Source organism: Azospirillum sp. VT-I1, assembly GCF_055698305.1.
On sequence record NZ_CP168803.1, the window covers coordinates 560,615 to 580,000 of the forward strand.

The 19,386-nt window shown below is 70.7% G+C and carries 16 protein-coding genes (1 of these 16 running past the window's edge); 7 read left to right on the forward strand and 9 right to left on the reverse strand.

Translation table 11 applies throughout. The annotated features are described in order from the left end of the window. Nucleotides 1-31: 31 nt before the first annotated feature. From AB8P05_RS21115 to AB8P05_RS21145, 7 genes are all read right to left on the reverse strand, one after another. Nucleotides 32-1,312: an amidohydrolase family protein gene (locus tag AB8P05_RS21115; protein WP_472760225.1), complete on the reverse strand. Its 1,281-nt coding sequence runs from the start codon at nt 1,310-1,312 to the stop codon at nt 32-34. Then, nucleotides 1,312-2,235 (reverse strand): ABC transporter permease, encoded by a 924-nt coding sequence (locus AB8P05_RS21120; RefSeq protein WP_149200084.1) that lies wholly within the window; start codon nt 2,233-2,235, stop codon nt 1,312-1,314. Before AB8P05_RS21120 ends, AB8P05_RS21115 begins: the two co-directional genes overlap by 1 nt. A gap of 6 nt (nt 2,236-2,241) precedes the next feature. Then, nucleotides 2,242-3,291 carry an ABC transporter permease gene (locus AB8P05_RS21125; RefSeq protein ID WP_472760226.1) on the reverse strand — a complete coding sequence of 350 codons (1,050 nt, stop codon included), beginning with the start codon at nt 3,289-3,291 and terminating at the stop codon, nt 2,242-2,244. Further along, complete coding sequence (locus AB8P05_RS21130) at nt 3,281-4,849, reverse strand: ABC transporter ATP-binding protein (protein ID WP_472760227.1); 1,569 nt, start codon at nt 4,847-4,849, stop codon at nt 3,281-3,283. Before AB8P05_RS21130 ends, AB8P05_RS21125 begins: the two co-directional genes overlap by 11 nt. 17 nt (nt 4,850-4,866) lie before the next feature. After that, nucleotides 4,867-5,862 carry a BMP family protein gene (locus tag AB8P05_RS21135; protein WP_472760683.1) on the reverse strand — a complete coding sequence of 332 codons (996 nt, stop codon included), beginning with the start codon at nt 5,860-5,862 and terminating at the stop codon, nt 4,867-4,869. Nucleotides 5,863-6,193: 331 nt separating this feature from the next. After that, nucleotides 6,194-6,364 carry a DUF2256 domain-containing protein gene (locus tag AB8P05_RS21140; protein ID WP_472760228.1) on the reverse strand — a complete coding sequence of 57 codons (171 nt, stop codon included), beginning with the start codon at nt 6,362-6,364 and terminating at the stop codon, nt 6,194-6,196. Between the two features lie 17 nt (nt 6,365-6,381). Next, entirely contained in the window at nt 6,382-7,239 is an 858-nt protein-coding gene (locus AB8P05_RS21145; protein WP_472760229.1) for an IclR family transcriptional regulator, read from the reverse strand. Between the two features lie 188 nt (nt 7,240-7,427). On the opposite strand from AB8P05_RS21145, the gene AB8P05_RS21150 reads away from it, so the two are divergent. The 7 genes from AB8P05_RS21150 to AB8P05_RS21180 all read left to right on the forward strand — a co-directional run bounded on the left by AB8P05_RS21150 (nt 7,428) and on the right by AB8P05_RS21180 (nt 14,379). Further along, on the forward strand, nt 7,428-8,519 hold the full coding sequence (locus AB8P05_RS21150; RefSeq protein WP_472760230.1) for an ABC transporter ATP-binding protein: 1,092 nt from the start codon (nt 7,428-7,430) through the stop codon (nt 8,517-8,519). Beyond that, the gene (locus AB8P05_RS21155; protein WP_472760231.1) at nt 8,519-9,433 is read left to right on the forward strand and encodes an ABC transporter permease; all 915 of its coding nucleotides are present in this window, start codon (nt 8,519-8,521) and stop codon (nt 9,431-9,433) included. The genes AB8P05_RS21150 and AB8P05_RS21155 overlap by 1 nt, the downstream gene beginning before the upstream one ends. A 7-nt stretch (nt 9,434-9,440) precedes the next feature. Further along, the gene (locus AB8P05_RS21160; RefSeq protein ID WP_149224577.1) at nt 9,441-10,235 is read left to right on the forward strand and encodes an ABC transporter permease; all 795 of its coding nucleotides are present in this window, start codon (nt 9,441-9,443) and stop codon (nt 10,233-10,235) included. Between the two features lie 42 nt (nt 10,236-10,277). Beyond that, nucleotides 10,278-10,568, forward strand: coding sequence for a (2Fe-2S)-binding protein (locus AB8P05_RS21165; RefSeq protein WP_014188111.1), 291 nt, complete (start codon nt 10,278-10,280; stop codon nt 10,566-10,568). Next, complete coding sequence (locus tag AB8P05_RS21170; protein ID WP_472760232.1) at nt 10,565-11,983, forward strand: FAD/NAD(P)-dependent oxidoreductase; 1,419 nt, start codon at nt 10,565-10,567, stop codon at nt 11,981-11,983. Before AB8P05_RS21165 ends, AB8P05_RS21170 begins: the two co-directional genes overlap by 4 nt. 184 nt (nt 11,984-12,167) lie before the next feature. Beyond that, entirely contained in the window at nt 12,168-13,286 is a 1,119-nt protein-coding gene (locus AB8P05_RS21175; RefSeq protein WP_472760233.1) for an NAD(P)/FAD-dependent oxidoreductase, read from the forward strand. A 31-nt stretch (nt 13,287-13,317) separates the two neighbouring features. Next, entirely contained in the window at nt 13,318-14,379 is a 1,062-nt protein-coding gene (locus tag AB8P05_RS21180) for an ABC transporter substrate-binding protein (RefSeq protein WP_472760234.1), read from the forward strand. Nucleotides 14,380-14,490: 111 nt separating this feature from the next. Here the strand turns inward: AB8P05_RS21180 and AB8P05_RS21185 are convergent, their stop codons facing one another. Then, nucleotides 14,491-18,252, reverse strand: a complete 3,762-nt coding sequence (locus AB8P05_RS21185) for an AAA family ATPase (protein WP_472760235.1) — start codon at nt 18,250-18,252, stop codon at nt 14,491-14,493. Then, nucleotides 18,252-19,386: the 3' portion of an exonuclease SbcCD subunit D C-terminal domain-containing protein gene (locus tag AB8P05_RS21190; RefSeq protein WP_472760236.1), read on the reverse strand. Its footprint extends 110 nt past the window's final position; the window shows 1,135 of its 1,245 coding nt (coding positions 111-1,245); the start codon falls outside the window, past its right edge — the gene reads right to left on this strand; the stop codon is at nt 18,252-18,254. The genes AB8P05_RS21185 and AB8P05_RS21190 overlap by 1 nt, the downstream gene beginning before the upstream one ends.

Genomic DNA, 19,386 nt, shown 5'->3' on the forward strand with positions numbered 1-19,386 from the left:
GGCCGTTCCGGCGGGCTTTTTCATGTTTGCCTTACCCCCGGTTCAGCAGGAAATCGACGGTCTCCGGCCGGCCCGGCAGGTCGAGCCTGGCCTGCACCGGTTCGCAGCGGCTGACGATCCGGCCGCGGCGCAGAACGAACAGGCGGGCGGCGCGGGTGCGGATCGCCTCCACCGGGCTGCCGGCCTGGAGCACCACCAGATCGGCGTTGCAGCCGGGCTCCAGCCCGTAGCCGTCCAGATGCAGCAGCTTGGCCGGGTTGACCGTCACCGCGTCGAAGGCGGCCTTCATGCCGTCCTGGCCGGTCATCTGGCCGACATGCAGGCCCATATGCGCCACCTCCAGCATGTCGCCGGACCCCAGCGGATACCAGGGGTCCATCACGCAGTCATGGCCGAAGGCGACGGTCAGCCCGGCGGCCATCAGCTCCGGCACGCGGGTCATGCCGCGGCGCTTGGGGTAGGTGTCGTGGCGGCCCTGGAGGACGATGTTGATCAGCGGGTTGGCGATCACCCCCAGCCGCGCCTCCGCCATCAGCGGGATCAGCTTGGAGACGTAGTAGTTGTCCATGGAATGCATGGAGGTCAGGTGCGATCCCGTCACCCGGCCGTGCAGCCCCAGTCGCTGCGTCTCGTAGGCCAGCGTCTCGACATGGCGGGACAGCGGGTCGTCGGTCTCGTCGCAATGCATGTCGACCAGCAGCCCGCGCTCCGCCGCGATCTCGCAGAGCAGGCGGACCGACGCGGCCCCGTCGGCCATGGTGCGCTCGAAATGCGGGATGCCGCCGACCACATCGACACCCATGTCCAACGCGCGCCGCAGCAGCTCCTCGGTTCCCGGCGAGCGAAGAACGCCGTCCTGCGGGAAGGCGACCAACTGCAGGTCGAGATAGGGAGCAACGCGCTTCTTGACGTCCAGCAGCGCTTCCACCGCCAGCAGGCGCGGATCGCAGACGTCGACATGGCTGCGCACCGCCAGCAGGCCGCGACCGACCGCCCAGTCGCAGTAGGCGAGCGCCCGCTCGACGATGGCGTCCTGCACCAGCTGCGGCTTCAACTCGCCCCACAGCGCGATGCCTTCCAGCAGCGTGCCGCTCTGGTTGACGCGCGGCAGGCCGTAGCTCAGCGTGCTGTCCATGTGGAAATGGGCATCAACGAAGGGCGGCGTGACCAGCCGGCCGGTGGCGTCGATCTCCGACGCGGCCTCGCCGGCCAGATTGGCTTCGACCGCGGCGATGCGGCCGTCACGGATGCCGATGTCGATGCCGGTGCGGCCATCCGGCAGGGTGGCGCGGCGCAGGATCAGGTCGAACATCAGCGTTCTCCTTTGCGGTACGGGATCATCAGGGCGCGCGGGTAGGAGGCCCGGCGGGCCACCAGCACCAGCGCCAGGATGCTCAACAGATAGGGCATCATCAGGAACAGCTGGTAGGGCAGGACGCCGCCGCTGGCCTGCTGCAGCCGCAGCTGCAGCGCGTCGAACACCGCGAACAGTAGGGCGCCCAGCATCGCCTTGCCCGGCCGCCAGGAGGCGAAGACCACCAGCGCGATGCAGATCCAGCCGCGGCCGTTGACCATGTTGAAGAAGAAGGCGTTGAAGGCCGACAGGGTCAGGAAGGCGCCGGCCAGCGCCATCAGTGCGCTGCCCGCCATCACCGCGCCGATGCGGATGGCGGTGACGTTCAGCCCCTGGGCCTCGGCGGCGGCCGGGTTCTCGCCGACCATCCGCACCGCCAGCCCGACCGGGGTGCGGTACAGCACATAGGCGACCACCGCGACCAGCAGGAAGGCGAGGTAGGTCAGCGGCGTCTGGGCCAGGGCGCCCGGGAGGGCCAGCGGCTGGAACGGCTCGATGGTCGGCGGGGTGCTGGCCTGCGGCAGGACGAGGCGGTAGACGAAATAGGACAGGCTGGTGCCCAGCAGCGTCACGCCGATGCCGGTCACATGCTGCGACAGGCCGAGCGGCACGGTCAGCGCGGCATGCAGCAGGCCGAGCAGCGCGCCGCAGGATGCCGCCACCAGCACGCCGGTCCACAGGTCGGCCCCCTGATAGACCGCCATCCAGCCGGCCATGGCGCCAAGCGTCATGATGCCCTCGATGCCCAGGTTCAGCACGCCGGCCCGCTCGCACAGCAACTCGCCCAAAGTGCCCAGCACATAGGGGGTAGCGATGCGCAACACCGCGGTCCAGAAGGCGGCCGACAGCAGGATGTCGAGGATGATCGACAGGAAATCCATGACCCCTTACCCCCGCCGCAGCCGGTAGCGCGCCAGCAGTCCGGCGACCAGCATGCACAGCAGGCTGGCGGCGACCAGGACGTCGGCGATGTAGTTGGGAACCGGCATGGCGCGGCTCATGGCGTCGGCACCGACGAAGATGCCGGCGATGAACAGCGCCGCGCCCACCACGCCGATGGGATGCAACTGCGCCAGCATGGCGACGACGATGCCGCTGTAGCCGAAGCCTGGCGACAGGTCGAGCGTCAGGTAGCCCTTCAAGCCGCAGACCTCCGCCGCCCCGGCCAGCCCGGCGAGCCCGCCCGACAGCAGGGCGGTGCGCAGCATGATCCGCGTCACCGGCATTCCGGCGAAGGCGGCGGCGCGCGGGTTGGCGCCGACCGCCCGGTTCTCGTAGCCCCAGATGGTGCGGGTATCGACCAGCCACAGCAGCACCGACAGGCCGAGCGCGATGGCCAGCCCGGCATGCAGGCGGGTGCGCTCCACCAGCTTGGGCAGTTCCGCCGCCTCGGCAACGGGGGCCGACTGCGGCCAGCCCATGCCCATCGGGTCCTTCAAGGCGCCTTCCAGCAGCATCGACACCAGCAGCAGAACGACGAAGTTCAGCAGCAGGGTCGTCACCACCTCGTCGACGCCGAAGCGGACCTTCAGCACGGCGGGACCGAGCAGGGTGACGCCGCCCGCCACCATGCCGGCGATCATCACCACCGGGATCAGCGCCCAGGTCGGCAGGTCGAGCATGCCGCCGCCGACCACCACGGCGGCCAGCGCGCCCATGTAGAGCTGACCCTCAGCCCCGATGTTCCACAGCTTGGCGCGGAAGGCGACGGCGGCGGCGAGGCCGGTGAGGATCAGCGGGGTGGCGCGGGTCAGCGTCTCCGTCAATGCGAAGCGGGAGCCGACGGCACCCTCGAACAGCAGGCCGTAGGCGCGCAGCACCGGGGCGCCGGTCCAGGCGACCAGCAGGGCGCAGAGCGCCAGCGCCGCAACCACGGCGCCCACCGGCGCCAGAAGCCGCAGGGCGAGCGGGGTATCGGTGCGCGGTTCAAGCCGCATCGACTGTCTCCGGCAGGATGTCGCGCAGGATGTCCCAATGCCCGGCCATCAGCAGGCCGAGCTGGCTGACCGACACCCGGTCATGCGGCAGAAGCGGGGTGAGGCGCCCGTGATAGGCGACGGTGACGCAATCGGCCAGCGCCAGGATCTCGTCCAGATCCTCGGAGATCAGCAGGACGCCGGCCCCGGCGGCACGGGCGTCGAGCAGGCGGCTGTGCACATAGGACACCGCGCCGATGTCGAGCCCGCGCGTCGGCTGGCTCGCCAGGATCAGGTCCGGGCCATGGGCCAGCGTGCGGCCCAGGATCAGCTTCTGCATGTTGCCGCCCGACAGCAGCTGCGTGCGGGCGTCGGGACCGGGGCAGCGGACGTCGAACTCCTCGATCACCTTCCGGGCATAGCTCCGCGCCGCACCCCGTCGCAGCACGCCGAAGCGGGAGAAGGCGGAGTCGTGGTAGCGCTCGGCGATCAGGTTCTCCCACACCGCCATGGCGCCGACCAGACCGGCGCTGTGGCGGTCCTCCGGGATGCGGGCGACGCCGCGCCGGACCATGTCGGCCGGGTCGCCATGTTCCACCACGCTGCCCTTCAGCGACAGACGGCCGGAGTCGGGGCGGATCAGGCCGCTGACCAGTTCGGCCAGCGCGGTCTGGCCGTTGCCGGACACGCCGGCGATGCCGACCACCTGATGGCGCCGCACCGTCAGATCGACGCCGTCCAGCAGCGGACGGCCATGGTCCGAGGCGATGGTGACGCCCGCCAGTTCCAGCACCGGTTCGCCGGGGCTGAGCGGGGCGGGGGCCGGCGGCTTGACGCTGCGACCGACCATCAGCTCAGCCAGCTTGGCCCGGTCGGTGGAGGCGGTGGCGTGGGTGGCGACCAGCTTGCCGGCGCGCAGAACGGCGACGGTGTCGCTGGCGGCGAAGACCTCGTTCATCTTGTGGCTGATGAAGACGACGGCCAGCCCGTCGGCGGTCAGCTTGCGCAGAGTCTCGAACAGCCCGGCCGATTCCTGCGGCGTCAGCACCGCGGTCGGCTCGTCCAGGATCAGGATGCGGGCGTCGCGGTAGAGTGCCTTCAGGATCTCCACCCGCTGGCGCTCGCCGACCGACAGGTCGCCGACCAGCGCGTCCGGCCGCACCTCCAGCCCGAAGCGCTGCGACAGGTCGAGCAGCCGGCGGCGGGCGGCGCTCCGGTCGGAGCGCCAGCGCCACAGCGATTCGGTCCCCACCGCGATGTTGTCCAGCACCGACAGGTTGTCCGCCAGGGTGAAATGCTGGTGGACCATGCCGATGCCGGCCTCCAGCGCCGCGCGGGGCGACCCCGGCGGCAGGGGGCGGCCGAACGCCTCGATGGTGCCCTCGTCGGCGACGTAATGGCCGAAGAGGATGTTCATCAGGGTGGTCTTGCCGGCGCCGTTCTCGCCAAGCAGAGCCAGCACCTCGCCGGCGCGCAGCGTCAGCGAGATGTCGTCGTTGGCGAGCAGCGGACCGAACCGCTTGGAAATGCCGGCGAGCCGGAGGACGACCTCCGGCCCGCCTTTCACGGGTGATGACATTGCAGATACGCCGGTCGTCACATCGTCGACTTCGGCTCGGCGTCGTTGACCTTCACGGTGAACTTGCCGTCGCGGATCTGCTGCTCGCGCTCCTTCACCTTCGCCTTGATGGCGTCGGGAACCTTCGACTCGAAGGTGCCGAGCGGCGCCAGGCTGGAGCCCTTGTGCGCCATCATGCTGTAGGGGCCGTAATCCTCGGCCTTGTAGCTGCCGGCCTTCACCGCGGCGATGGCGCGCTCCACCGACGGCTCCATGTGCCACAGGGCGCTGGCGACGACGGTGTCCGGATATTGCGGCTGGGTGTCGATGACGTTGCCGATGGCGAGCACCTTGCGCTCCTTGGCCGCGTCGGAGACGCCGAAGCGCTCGGCGTACATCACGTCGGCACCGCGGTCGATCATGGCGAAGGCGGCTTCCTTGGCCTTCGGCGGGTCGAACCAGGAGCCGATGAAGCTGACCGAGAACTTGACCTGCGGGTTGACCTCCTTGGCGCCCTCCATGAAGGCGTTCATCAGGCGGTTCACCTCGGGGATCGGATAGCCGCCGACCATGCCGATGACGTTCGACTTGGTCATTCCGCCGGCGACCATGCCGGACAGATAGGCCGGCTCCTGGATGTAGTTGTCGAAGACCGAGAAGTTCGGCTCCTGCGGCTTGAAGCTGGAGCCCATGACGAAGGCGGTCTTCGGATAGTCCTTGGCGACGGCGCGCGCTGCGCGCTCCACCCCGAACACCTCGCCGAACACCAGCTGCTGGCCGGCCTCGGCATACTGGCGCATCACGCGCTCATAGTCGGTGTTGGCGACCGACTCGGCCCAGACATACTCGATGTCGCCGCGGTCGGCGGCGGCCTTCAGCGCGACATGGATGCGGCTGACCCACTGCTGCTCGATCGGAACGGTGTAGATGCCGGCGACCTTCAGCTTGCCTTGCGCGAACGCCGGCAGGGAGCCGCCGGCTGCCGCCGCGAAGGCGACCGCGGCGACGCCGCACAGCACCGCGCGGCGCGTCATTCCGAATACACCCATGCCCAGATTCCCCATCCCCCGAACCGACATCGTGAATCCCCTTCGTCGCAGAGTCTCGTTGGCCGCGTATCGTCGGCAGCCCATGCTTGGCAGCAGGGCGGCAGGCTCGCCGACCCCCATGATTACCCGGGAATGTTACCCCGATCCATGGGAGCGTGCGTGCCGGACATGCAAATGCAACGGAAATGCCATCGGCGCAACTGTGGCCAATCAGGTGATCTCGGTCATCTGACCGGCCGGAATGCGGGCATGTGGCTAAAACAAGGGCACCCGTTCCTGGCGCTTTGGTCAAGATTCCGGCGGGCGGTCCGGGGTGTCACGGCGTACCGTCCGATGGCTCCGCACGCTTTCCTGCATTTCCCCGGCAGCGGTCGGAGCAGTATTTCACCTGCTCCCACACCCGCTCCCATTTTTTCCGCCAGGTGAAAGGGCGGTTGCAGACCGGACAGGTCTTGGTGGGAAGGTCGGCCTTCTTGACGCCCTTCATCGCGCACCCCTCCGCCGCTATGCCGACCCGCTGCCCAGCACCGCCGCCGGACGGCGCAGCACCGGGTCGAAGGGGTTCAGCTGGCGGCTGATCGCTGCGGATTCGCGCTTCAGGATGTCGACCACCACCGGCAGCCGTTCCTCGTTCAGCCGCTCACTGATGGTGCCGACGCTGAGCGCCGCCACCGCGTGCCCGTCGCGGTCCAGCACCGGAACGGCCACGCCGGACATGCCCGGCAGCAGGCCGGTGGAGCGGCTGGCATAGCCCAGATCGCGCACGCGTGCGATTTCCGTGCGCAGATAGACCTCGTCGATGATGCCAACCCCCTGCATGCGCGGCAGGTTGAAGCGGATCACCTCCTCCCGCTCCTCCGCATGCAGGTAGGCGAGGATGGCGAGGCTGCCCTGGCCGACGCCCAAGGTCACTCGCCCGCCGATGTCGCCGGTGAAGGAGCGGATGGGGAAGGGCCCCTCGCTGCGGTCCAGGCACACCGCGTCGAACCCGCTGCGCACCAGCAGGAAGATGGTATCGCGCAGGGTCGCCGACAGGCGCAGCAGGATCGGCCGGCAGATGTCGCGCAGGTTGTTGGGGTTGCCGGCCTGCGCCGCCAGACCGAACAGGTCGATGCCCAGGCGGTAGCGCTTGGTCGCCCGGTCCGGCTCCACCATCCCTTCCTCCGCCAGGATCTTCAGCAGGCGGTGCACGGTCGGCGGCGTGAGGTCCAGCGCGCGGGCGATGTCGGTCAGCCGCGCCCCCGTCTCGTTCGACGAGGCCAGCAGGCGCAGGATCGCCAGCCCGCGCTGCAGGCTGGATTTCGCGCCCGTCTCGTCGCTGCCAGCACTCTCGTTCGCCTTGCCGCGGGTGTCGGCGCTCATGCTCCGGCTCCGTGTGAAAATCGGTGATGTTCGCTGCACCATCTATTCCGTATATCGGAAGCTTTTGCAAAATCTTTTCTGCTGACGGAAAAAGCGGATTGACGCAAACGGTCGTCAGGCTGAACCATCGGGGCATACAGGTGAGGCCCGAAAGACAGAGGCCGGTCAGCAAGAGGGAGAATTCCCCCGTGTCGTTCCTCGAATTGAAAAACATCACCAAGCGTTACGGCCCGCTGACCGCGGTCGGCGACGTGTCGCTGTCGGTGGAAAAGGGGGAGTTCGTCTCTCTGCTCGGCCCCTCGGGCTGCGGCAAGACCACGACCCTGCAGATGATCGCCGGTTTCGTCGAACCGTCGGCCGGCACCATCCGGCTTGACGGACGCGACATCACGCGGGCCAAGGCGAACAGCCGCGGGCTGGGCATCGTGTTCCAGAGCTACGCGCTGTTCCCGCACATGACCGTCTTCGACAATGTCAGCTTCGGCCTGGAGATGCAGCGCGTGCCCAAGGGCGAGCGCAAGCCCCGGGTGGAGGAGGCGCTGTCGCTGGTCCACCTTTCCCCCTACGCCAAGCGCTACCCGCGCGAACTGTCGGGCGGCCAGCGGCAGCGCGTGGCGCTGGCGCGCGCCCTGGTGATCCGCCCGCCGGTGCTGCTGCTGGACGAGCCGCTGTCCAACCTGGACGCCAAGCTGCGCGAGGCGATGCAGTACGAACTGCGCGAGATCCAGCGCAAGGTCGGCACCACCACCGTCATGGTCACCCATGACCAGGCGGAAGCCTTCTCCATCAGCGACCGCGTCGTGGTGATGGAGGCCGGGCGCATCACCCAGATCGACCAGCCCTATCGCATCTACGAGCATCCGGAGACGGAGTTCATCTCCCGCTTCGTCGGCAAGACCAACCTGCTGCCGGGCAAGGTCGCCAGTGCGACCGGCGCCGGCGCCACGGTCTCGCTGGCCGGCATCGCCGTGCCGGTCGAAATGCCGGGCCTGTCGGTGGGCGAGACGGTGACGCTGTGCATCCGGCCGGAGAAGATGCGGCTGACCGCGCCGTCGAACGGGCTGCTGACCGGCCGGGTCGCCGACCGCTTCTTCCTGGGCAGCCAGTGGCTCTATCACATCGACGGGCCGCTCGGCACGGTGATGGTGGTGACGCCGAACGACGGCTCCGCCCCGGCCGAGCAGGGGGCGCCGGTGGGGCTGGAATGGACGCCGTCCGTGGTGCGCGTCCATCGCGGCGCCATGGCGGAGGCGCCCGACGTCGCGCTCGAGGTGACCTGATGAGCGCCGCCGCTCCCGATACCGCGCCGGCCGCCCCCGCAGCCGGCGGCGACGAGGCGCCGGCACGCCGCGTCCGCTCCGCTCCCCTGATCCTGTCCGCGCCGGCCGCCCTGCTGTTCGCAGCACTGGTGCTGACGCCGCTGTTCCTGACGGCGCTGCTGTCCTTCAACGAGTTCGACTATGCGACCGGGCGCACCGGCGGCTTCACGCTGGAGCATTACCTGTCGGTCCTGACCGACGAGTATTACCTGGAGATCTTCTTCCGCACCTTCCGGATCTCGGCGCTGGCGACCGCCATCTGCGTGCTGATCGGCGTGCCGGAGGCCTACATCCTCAGCCGCATGGGCAATCCCTGGCGCTCGGTCTTCCTGCTGGTGATCCTGGCGCCGCTGCTGGTCTCCGTCGTCGTGCGCGCCTTTGGCTGGAGCATGCTGCTGGGGCCGGAGGGGCCGGTGAACGCGGCGCTGATCGCGCTCGGCATCGGCAGGATGAAGCTGCTCTACACCGAAGGCACGGTCGTCGTGGCGCTGGTCCACGTCATGCTGCCCTTCATGGTCATCCCGGTCTGGACCTCGCTGCAGAAGCTGGATCCGGCGGTGGAGCAGGCGGCGCTGTCCTTCGGCGCCTCGCGCGGGACGGCCATCGTCCGGGTGGTGGCGCCGCAGATCCTGCCCGGCATCCTGTCGGGAAGCCTGATCGTCTTCGGCCTCAGCGCCAGCGCCTTCGCCATCCCCGGCCTGCTCGGCGGGCGGCGGCTGAAGATGGTCGCGACCATCGTCTACGACCAGTATCTGAGCGACCTGAACTGGCCCATGGGCGCCGCCGTCGCCGTGATCCTGCTGGCCGCCAACCTGATCATCATGCTGACCTACCACCGCGTGGTGGAAGGCCATTACCGCCGCCGGCTGGGGTGAGGACGCCATGACCCGCAACGGACCCGTCGCCCTGATCTTCCACGCCCTGGTCGTCATCTTCATGCTGGCGCCGCTGGTGATCGTCTGCCTCGTCGCCTTCACGCCGGAGAACACGCTGTCTCTGCCGACCCGCGGCCTTTCGCTGCGCTGGTTCGAGGCGGTGTTCCACCACCCCGACTTCGTGCAGTCCTTCTGGAACAGCCTGTGGCTGGCCTTCCTGGCGGCGACGCTGGCGGTGGCGCTGGCGGTGCCGGCTTCGCTCGCCATCACGCGCTGGGAGTTCCCCGGCCGCGGCTTCCTCAACGCGCTGTTCCTGTCGCCGCTGATCATCCCGCATCTGGTGCTGGGTGTGGCCATGCTGCGGCTCTTCGCCGTCATCGGCGCCACGGGCAGCTTCGGCTGGCTGGTCGCCGCCCACATCGTGATCGTCACGCCCTATGTGATGCGCCTGCTGATCGCCGCCATCTCCGGCTTCGACCGCAGCGTGGAGCAGGCCGCCTTCTCCCTGGGCGCCAGCGAGGCGACGGTGTTCCGCCGCGTCACCCTGCCGATGATCCTGCCCGGCGTCACCGGCGGCTGGCTGATCGCCTTCATCAACAGCTTCGACGAGCTGACCATGTCCATCTTCATCACCTCGCCGTCCACGGTGACGCTGCCGGTGCGGATGTACATGTACGCCACCGAATCCATCGACCCGATGATGGCGGCGGTGTCGGCTCTCATCATCGGCATCACCGCGGTCGCCGTGCTTCTGCTCGACCGCGTCTATGGGTTGGACCGCATCCTGGTCGGCCAGCACTGAGCATCCGCTCCGGCCGACCTCTCTCCTCGGAGACCAGTCATCATGGCTTTGCTGCAGCGTGTGGCCGAACAGGGCCGGCGCGTGGTCCGCTTCACCCTCGACGGGCGCCCGGTTGAAGCGCTGGAGGGCGACACCGTCATGACCGCCATGCTCACCAACGGGGAGCGGCTGCGCCGGACGGAGTTCGCCGATGCCCCACGCGCCGGCTTCTGCATGATGGGCGCCTGCCAGGATTGCTGGGTGCGGACGGAGGAGGGCGAGCGCCTGCGCGCCTGCGGCACCTTCATCGCCGACGGCATGCGCCTGCTGAGCAACGGGGAGTGGACGTCGTGACGGCCTCCCATTCTTCGGCGGTTCTCCCTCCCGTCATCGTCGGCGCCGGTCCGGCCGGCATCCGCGCGGCGGAGCGGCTGGTCGCCGCCGGCCTGCGACCGGTGGTGGTGGACGAGGCGGCGCGCTGGGGTGGGCAGATCTACCGCCAGCCTCCAGATGGTGGCTTCACCCGGCCGAAGAGGGCGCTGTACGGCTTCGAGGCGGGCAAGGCCGACGCGGTCCACCGCGCCATGGCGGCGATCCGCGACCGCGTGGACTACCGGCCGCGCACGCTGGTGTGGAACTGCAGATCCGGGGCGCTCGACCTGCTGTGCGACGGGGCGAGCGAGACCTTGCCCTTCAGCCATCTAATTCTGGCGACGGGCGCCACCGACCGCGTGCTGCCCTTCCCCGGCTGGACGCTGCCCGGCGTCTTCTCGCTGGGGGGGTCGCAGGTGGCGCTGAAGTTCCAGGGCTGCGCCGTCGGCCGGCGGGTTGCCTTCCTCGGCACCGGGCCGCTGCTCTATCTGGTGGCCTACCAGTATCTCAAGGCCGGGGTCGAGGTGGCGGGCGTGTTCGACACCACGCCCTTCGCCGCCCAGGCCCGTGCCACCGCCGGCATGCTGCGGGATCCCGCGACGCTGGCGAAGGGACTGCTGTTCGTCGGCTGGCTGCGCGCCCATGGCGTGCCGATCCACAACTGCGTCCGCCCCGTGCGAGCCGAGGGGGCGGAGCGGGTCGGCGCGCTGGTCTGGCGCGATGCCCGCGGGCGCGAGTGGCGCACCTCCTGCGACGCCGTTGCCTTCGGTCTCGGCCTGCGGTCGGAGACCCAACTCGCCGACCTCGCCGGCTGCCGCTTCCGCTTCGACGAGGCCGACCGGGCATGGCTGCCCGAGCGGGACGGGGCAGGGCGCAGCTCGGTCCCCGGCGTCTATCTGGCCGGCGACGGCAGCGGCATTGCCGGTGCCGATGCGGCGGAACTGGCGGGGGAGCGCGCGGCGCTGGCCCTGCTGGAGGATCGCGGGCTGCCGGTGGACGGCGCGCGGGTGCGGGAGCTGGACGGCCGGCTCGCCCGCATCGCCGCCTTCCGCCGGGTGCTGAACGCCGCTTTCCCGTTCCCGGCGGATTGGGCCGATTCCATCGCCGACGACACGATGATCTGCCGCTGCGAGGGCGTGACGGCCGGCGCCCTGCGCGAGGTCGCCCGCAGCGGACAGGCCCGCGAGATGAACCGCGCCAAGGCGCTGACCCGTGCAGGTATGGGCCGCTGCCAGGGGCGCATGTGCAGTGCCACCACGGCGGAACTGCTGTCCCGCACGCTCGGCACCGGCCCCGACGGGGTGGGGCGTTTGCGGGCACAGCCCCCGATCAAGCCGTTGCCCATCGCGACGATCATCCCCTCTCCCCCGCTCACGCGCAAACGAAGTTTGCGCTGACGCGACAGGCGGACCAGAGGTCCGCCGAAAGCGGGGAGAGGGTCAGGGTGAGGGGAAGCATTGCGAGGATCCAGCCGGGTATCCGCGACGCTCCATCCCGCCACAAGCGCTCCGCCACGCATCCCCCTCACCCAACCCTCTCCCCGGGGGGAGAGGGCACTGACACCGGGCGGGAGGTGGCGTGATGCGGGAACGGATCGAGTGCGACGTCGCCGTCGTCGGCGGCGGGATCGTCGGCGGATCGGCGGCGCTGTTCCTGCGGCAGGCCGGCCTGTCGGTGACGCTGCTGGAGCGCGACTGGTGCGGCGCCAAGGCGAGCGGCGTCAATTTCGGCGGCGTGCGCCGGCAGGGCCGCCCGCTGGAGCAGCTGCCGCTGTCCCAGCGCGCCCACGCCATCTGGGGCCGGCTGCCGGAACTGCTGGGCACCGACGCCGAATACCTGCGCTCCGGCCATCTGAAGCTGGCGCGCAGCGAGCCGGACCTTGCCTCCCTGATCGACTACCGCGAGCGCAGCCAGGGCTTCGGCCTGGGGCTGGAGATCATCACGGGCGAGGAGTTCCGCCGCCGTTGGCCGGCGCTGGGCGACCGGGCCATCGGCGGGTCGCTCTGCCCGGAGGACGGCCACGCCAACCCGCGCCTCGTCTCCCCCGCCTTCGCCCGAGCCGCCGCCGGGCTGGGCGCTGTGGTGCGTGAACAGACGCCGGTCGACCGGGTCGAGAAGGACGGCGACCGCTTCGTCCTGTTGAGCGGCGACAGCCTCGAGGTCCGCGCCCGCTTCCTGCTGAACACCGCCGGCGCCTGGTCCTGGCGGGTGGCGGAAGCCTTCGGCGAGCCGGTGCCGCTGGAATCGCTCCACCCCAACATGGCGGTGACGGAGCCGCTGCCCCGCTTCCTCGACGTCAACATCGGGGTGGAGGGTGGCGGGGTCTATGGCCGGCAGGTGCCGCGCGGCAACATGGTGGTGGGCGGCGGGCGCGGCTTCGCGCTGGACGCCGACCGCGCCCGGCCGCAGCGGGACGCCGTGCTGACGCTGATGCGCGACGCGGCCGAGCTGTTCCCGCAGCTGCGCCACGCCCACGTCATCCGCTGCTGGACCGGGGTGGAGGGCTACACGCCCGACCGCAACCCGATCATCGGCCCCAGCCGCACCACCCCAGGCCTGTTCCACGCCTTCGGCTTTTCCGGCGCCGGATTCCAGATCGGCCCCGGCGTCGGCGAGACGCTGGCCGAACTTGTCACGACCGGCGAGACCGCGATGCCGCTGGACCCTTTCCGCATCGACCGTTTTCAACCGACCGCTTAAGACCTCACCCCTTGGCCCATTGGAGGACTGCATGCCCAGCTTGCGTACCCTGTCGCTCACCGGTCTCGCCACGGTTGCCCTCACGGCGGCCGCAGCCCTCTCTACCCCGGCAGCCGCCCAGACCAAGACGGTCTATATCGGCATGAACGGCGGCACGATGGAGAAGACCTACACCGAGCATGTCTTCCCCGCCTTCGAGAAGGCGACCGGCATCAAGGTGGTCGTCGTCCCCGGCACCTCGTCGGACATCCTGGCCAAGCTGCAGGCGCAGAAGGACAATCCGCAGATGCATGTCGTCTTCCTGGACGACGGGCTGATGTACCGCGCCATCGGCATGGGCCTGTGCCAGAAGATGGAACCGTCGCCGGTGCTGGATCAGGTCTATCCGTCGGCCCGCCTGAAGGGCGACATGGCGGTCGGCGTGAACATGGGCATGACGGGCCTCGCCTATAACAAGGCGATGTTCGAGGAGAAGGGCTGGGCGCCGCCGACCAGCTGGATGGATCTGGCCGACGCCAAGTACAAGGGCAAGATCGTCGTCCAGTCGGCCGCCAGCAGCTCCTTCGGCCTGCATGCCTTCCTGATGTACAACCGCATCAAGGGCGGCAGCGAGACCAACGTCGATCCGGGCTTCACCACCTGGCGCAAGACCATCGGCCCGAACGTGCTGGAATACATCCCCAGCTCCGCCAAGATCGCGGAGATGGTGCAGACCGGCGAGGCGGCCATCTTCCCGCTGACCCCGACCGGCGTCGGCACGCTGAAGGCCAAGGGCATCCCGGTGGAGTATGTCCAGCCCAAGGAAGGCTCGGTCGTCCTGATGGTCGGCGAATGCGTCGTCGCCAAGAACCCCGACAACGAGGCCGCCCAGAAGCTCGCCGCCTATCTGCTGAGCCCCGAGGCGCAGCTGGCCGCCCTGCAGTACGGCGCGCAGATCCCGTCGAACACCACGGTCAAGGCCCCGGCCGACGTCGCCGACGACATGACCAAGTTCCAGGGCTACATGAAGACCGCCGTCACGGTGGACTGGGACGTCATCAACGAGAAGCGCCCGGACTGGAACCAGCGCTGGAACAAGGAAATCGAACGGTAAGGGGATGCCTTCGGGGGTGAGGCCGCCACGGCCTCACCCCCATCCCGGCTCCGCAGGGACAACGGAAGTCCTCATCATGGGACACCGGCTCCCGGATGCGAGTGCCACGCCTCAAACCCCCTCCACCTCCTCCATCGCCACCCCCAGCGCCGTTCCGGCCACCGACTGCACCGTCACCCGGCTGCGCCCGCCGCCCAGCGGCATCACGCGGATCTGCGTGCCGATCCGCTCGACCATCGCCGGTACATGGCTGATGACGCCGACCTGACGCCCGCCGGCCTGCAGCGCCTCCAGGCATGACAGCGCCACATCCAGGCTGTCGGGATCAAGCGTGCCGAAGCCCTCGTCGATGAACAGCGTGCCGATCCCGCCGGAGGTCCCGGCCGCCATCGCCGACAGCCCGAGCGCCAGGGCCAGCGACACCAGGAACAATTCGCCGCCCGACAGGCTGTGCACGCCGCGCCGCTCGTCGCCCATCTCGCGGTCGACCACCTGGATCTCCAGATCGGCCCCAGCCACCCGCTCCAGCCGATAGCGGCGGGCAAGGTCTTCCAGATGCCGGTTGGCGTGGGTCAGCAGCAGGTCCAGGCTCAGGCTCTGGGCGAAGTTGCGCATCTTCTGCCCGTTCGCCGAGCCGATCAGCTGCGCCATCTTGCCCCACAACGCACAGCGCGCCTGCTGCGCCTCGATCGCCGCGGTCAGCCCGGCCAGCCGTTGCCGGTTGGCATCGTCGGCCTCCAGCCGCCCGCGCGCCGAGCCAAGCCGGTCGCGATCCCGTTCCAACGCCTCCCGGGTGCTCGCCGCCGCCGCCGTCGCCTCCTCGACGCCGAGTGCCGGGCGACCCGCGTCATGATGGTCGGCGCGCTGCCGCCGCCGTTCGGCCACCACCAGCGCCGCATCGCCACGCGCCCGTTCCAGCACCGCCAGCGCCAGCTCTTCCGCCTCAAGGTCGCTTTCGGGGGCCGCCAGCAGCCGGCGGACCTCGGCAAGCCCGACGCCGCGTTCGGCCACCGCCCGCTCCAGCCGTTCGGCCGCCGCCCTGGCCTTGTCGGCGCAGAGTCGCGCGGCCTCGCCGCGGGTCTCGCGTTCCCGTTCCGCCGCCGACAGGCGGGCGACGGCATCCTGCCGTGCGAAGGTGGCCTTCTCCAGCAGGGCTTCGGCCTCGTGCCGCTCCCCGGCCAGCGCCTTGCGCACCTCCGAGACCGTACGCCCGCCCAGCAGCGCACCGCGCGCCGTACGCGCTTCCGCCAGCCGTCCGGCCAGACCGTCCGCCCGCGTGCGTGCCTCCTCCTCCGCCCGCAGCGCCGCCTCCAGCTCGGCGGTCTGCACCGCCCGCTCGCTGGTCGCGCGTTCCACCTCACGGGCGGCGCGGGCCAGCGCGTCGCTCTTCTCCCGGTACTCCGACACCCGTGCCGCCAGTCCGGCGCGGAAGGACTCCGCCTCCCCGTCCAGCCGCGACCGCCACCCGGCCTCTCCCGCAAGCCCTTCGGCAAGCTCCGCCAGAGCGGCATCCCGGTCGGCCACCGCCCGCTCCAGCGCCGCCGCCGCCAGCGCCAGGGCCTGCCGCCCCTCCGCCAACCTCTGCCGGGTCGCTTCGCACTCGGTCGCCAGGGCGCTCGCCGCGGCTTCCAGGCGCCGATGCTCCTGCTGGGCTGCATCCACCCGCCGCCGGTGGTCGAGTGCCCGTTCCTCGTCGGCGGCGATTGCCGTCAGCCGCCGCTCCACCGCGCCGATGTCCTGCCGGATGTCGGCCAGCGTTCCTCCTTCGACATTCCGGCCGACCGCCGCCGCCTGCTCCACCCAACGGAGCTGGAGGGCGTCGTCCTCCCGCGCCAGAGCCGCTAGCCGCGCCGTCAGCCCTTCGGCCTCCTTGCGCGCCGCCCGCTCCGCCGCTTCCAGCGCCGCGTGGCGGGCGACCGTCCCGGCCAGAGCCTCGCGCAATCCGGCAAGGTGCGTTTCCTGATCCCGCGTCACCCGGCCGAGCGGCGTCGCCCCGGCGCCCGCCCAGGGGTGGTCGGCCGACCCGCAGACCGGACAGGGTTCCCCCTCCGCCAGACGCCCGCGCAGGCTTTCCACATCCTCCCTCTGCGCCAGCAGCAGTCGTTGCAGGGTCCGCTCCGCCTCATCGACCGCCGCGCGCTGTCCGGCACGGCTTTCGGCAAGCTCCCGCGCCGCCGTGCCGTCGCGTTCGGCCTCGCCCAGCCGCCGCAGCCGCTCCGCCTCCGCCGCCTCGCGCTCCGTCGCCAGCCGCTGGCGCGCCTCACCGGTGGCGAGCAGAGCCAGCAGCCCGTCCCGGCGCCGTCCGGCCTCGCCCCGCGCCTGCCGCGCCTCGTCGAGCGACGGCACCGCTTCGCTTCGCAAAGCCTCCAGCGCCTGTTCGGCCTTGCGGCAGTGCTCGCGGGCCTCGGTCAACCGGCATTCCACCGCTTCGGCCGCGGCTTCCGTCGACGCAAGCTCCCGCTCCAGCCGCCCGCGCTCCCGGGCGGCGGTCTCCCGGGTCCGTCCGTCGGCGATGGCGCGTCCCAGCAGCCGGTCCCAGCGTTCCCACTGCGTCGCCACCGCGGCGAAGCCCGCCTGTTCGCGCAGCCACAGCTCCAGCCGTGCCGACTCGTTGCGGGCCGCCGACAGGATGGTGTCGATGTCCTGCACCGCTTTGCGTGCCGCGCCGCTGCGCTGCGCCGCCGCCTTTGCGGCCGTCTCGGCGGTTCCGCGCTCGCCGGTCAGCGTCGCGATCCGCCCGTCCAGGTCGGCCGCGCGTTCAAGGTCGGGCTCCGCCCCGGCCTGTGCCGCACATGCGGCCTCGAAGCGCCGCCGGGCCTCGCCGTGGCGGACGGTCGCCTCATTCACCGCCAGCCGTGCCGCGGCCAAAGCCGCCTCCACCCGCTCCACCGCCGCGGCAGCCTCTACCGCCTCGCCGTCCGCCCGGTCGGCATCGGCCAGCACCGGCCGCAACGGCTGCAGCCCCCGCAGCCGGATGGCCGCACCGCGCCGTTCCTCTGCCCCGACCCAGTCGCGCTCCGCCGCTTCGGCGGCTTCGACCGCCTTGCCCTCCGCCGCCGCCAGTTGCCCGTCGCGCTCATGCCAAGCCAGCGCGGCCTGGGCGAGCGCCAGCGCCTGCTCGCCACGCCGCACCGCCTCCGCCGCCTCACCGGCCTCGGTCTGCACGGCCGCGCGGTCGTCGTCGTTCAGCACCCCGATGCCGCCGCCCTGCGCCACCAGCGTGTCGAGAGTCTGCTTCTCCGCCGCCGCCCGCTCATGCGCCGCGATGGACAGCCGGGAATAGATCTCCGTTCCCGTCAGCAATTCCAGCAGGGCGGAACGCTCGCGTGGCGGTGCCTTCAGGAAGGTGGCGAAATCGCCCTGGGCCAGCAGGACCGCCCGCCGGAACTGCTCGAACGTCAGGCCGAGCCGCCGCTCGATCTCCTCCAGCACGCTCTTCTTGCCGTCGCCGAAGCGCCGCTCGCCGTCCAGGCTGCTCAGCGACATGCTTTGCTGCTGCAAGGCGCCCTGCGCCTTCTGCCGTGCCCGCCGCAGCTCCCAGCGCGCCCGATAGGCGTCGCCGTCGATCCCGACGAAATCCACCTCCGCCCAGCCGAAGCCGGCGCCCCGTCGCAGCACCGTGCGCACGTCGTTGGTGCGGATGCTGTTGGGGTCGCCCTCCGGCCCCAGCATCTCGCCGCGCCCGGCGGGCAGCCGCGGCATGCTGTCGAACAGAGCGAGGCACAGGGCATCGAGGATCGTGCTCTTCCCGGCGCCGGTCGGGCCGGTGATGGCGAACAGCCCGGCCCGCCGCAGCGGCTCCCGGTCGAAATCGATGGCGAAGGGTCCGTCCAGGCTGGTCAGGTTGGCGCCGCGCACCGCGAGAATCCGCATCACATCGTCTCCTGCACGCCGGTCAGCAACTCGTGGAAGGCGGCCATCAGGCCGGGGTCGGGATCGCCCTCGTGGCTGCGGCGGTAGAGCCGCCTGAACACCTCCTCCGGCTCCAGCGAGGCCAGATCGACCGGCGGCGCGCTGTCGGCCAGAGTCTGCCCGCTGCCGGTCAGCCGCACCCCCAGCTTCAGCAGCCGCACCGGCCGGCCGGCCAGCACCGCCTCGACCTCGTCGCGCAGGGCAGGGCGCGGTTCCGGCAGCGCGACCGTCACCTCCAGGAAGGGCCAGGCATCGCGGGGCAGGGCGCCGTCCAGTTCCAGCCGCTTCAACTGTTCCAGCGCCGCTTCCGGGCTCGCCGCGGCGACGCGGTGGATCGCCACATGGCGCGGCACCCGCAAGGGCTGATGCCCGACCAGCCGGCCGGCCGCGAACTCGACCAGCACCACCTGATGGGGATAGGGCTCCTCGTCGAGGGCGAGGGGTATGGGGGATCCGCTGTAGCGTACCTCCCCGCGCCCGCCCACCGCCTGCGCCCGATGCAGATGACCCAGCGCCACGTAGGCGGCGTCCTCCGGGAAGATATCGACCGGCAGGGCATGCAGGTTGCCGCCCAGGATCTTGCGCTCGCTCAACTCCGACAGCGCGCCTCCGCGCATATAGCAGTGACCGGTGAGGATCAGCGCCTCGTCCGGGCGGCACCGGTCGCGGCCGCCGGTCCAGGCCTGCATATAGAGTCGCCGAACGCCTTCGATCAGCGGATCGACGTCTTCCGCCTCCTCGACCGCGGGCAGGTCGGCCGGCCGCAGATAGGGCATGGCGACGCAACGGGCCGCGACCGCTCCATCGGCATCGCGCAACGGCACGATCAATGGCGACGGGTCGAACATCCCTTCGGCGGAGGAGGGCAGGGTGCCGACCACGCGCACGCCCATTTCCGTCATCAGCGGCGACGGGGCCTCCAGCCGGCTGGCGCTGTCGTGGTTGCCGGCGACCACCACGATGTCCAGCCGCGGATGCAGCGCCTTCGCCCGCGCGACGAAGCGATAGAACAGCGCGAGCGCCGGGATCGGCGGGTTCTGCCCATCGAACACATCACCGGCGATCACCAGTGCGTCCACCCGATGCTCACCGATG

Bases quoted from the DNA above. Each gene is read 5' to 3' on its own strand.
- AB8P05_RS21115 (WP_472760225.1), bottom strand. From the start codon at position 1,312: ATGTTCGACCTGATCCTGCGCCGCGCCACCCTGCCGGATGGCCGCACC.
- AB8P05_RS21120 (WP_149200084.1), bottom strand. From the start codon at position 2,235: ATGGATTTCCTGTCGATCATCCTCGACATCCTGCTGTCGGCCGCCTTC.
- AB8P05_RS21125 (WP_472760226.1), bottom strand. From the start codon at position 3,291: ATGCGGCTTGAACCGCGCACCGATACCCCGCTCGCCCTGCGGCTTCTG.
- AB8P05_RS21130 (WP_472760227.1), bottom strand. From the start codon at position 4,849: ATGTCATCACCCGTGAAAGGCGGGCCGGAGGTCGTCCTCCGGCTCGCC.
- AB8P05_RS21135 (WP_472760683.1), bottom strand. From the start codon at position 5,862: ATGACGCGCCGCGCGGTGCTGTGCGGCGTCGCCGCGGTCGCCTTCGCG.
- AB8P05_RS21140 (WP_472760228.1), bottom strand. From the start codon at position 6,364: ATGAAGGGCGTCAAGAAGGCCGACCTTCCCACCAAGACCTGTCCGGTC.
- AB8P05_RS21145 (WP_472760229.1), bottom strand. From the start codon at position 7,239: ATGAGCGCCGACACCCGCGGCAAGGCGAACGAGAGTGCTGGCAGCGAC.
- AB8P05_RS21155 (WP_472760231.1), top strand. From the start codon at position 8,519: ATGAGCGCCGCCGCTCCCGATACCGCGCCGGCCGCCCCCGCAGCCGGC.
- AB8P05_RS21160 (WP_149224577.1), top strand. From the start codon at position 9,441: ATGACCCGCAACGGACCCGTCGCCCTGATCTTCCACGCCCTGGTCGTC.
- AB8P05_RS21165 (WP_014188111.1), top strand. From the start codon at position 10,278: ATGGCTTTGCTGCAGCGTGTGGCCGAACAGGGCCGGCGCGTGGTCCGC.
- AB8P05_RS21175 (WP_472760233.1), top strand. From the start codon at position 12,168: ATGCGGGAACGGATCGAGTGCGACGTCGCCGTCGTCGGCGGCGGGATC.
- AB8P05_RS21180 (WP_472760234.1), top strand. From the start codon at position 13,318: ATGCCCAGCTTGCGTACCCTGTCGCTCACCGGTCTCGCCACGGTTGCC.
- AB8P05_RS21185 (WP_472760235.1), bottom strand. From the start codon at position 18,252: ATGCGGATTCTCGCGGTGCGCGGCGCCAACCTGACCAGCCTGGACGGA.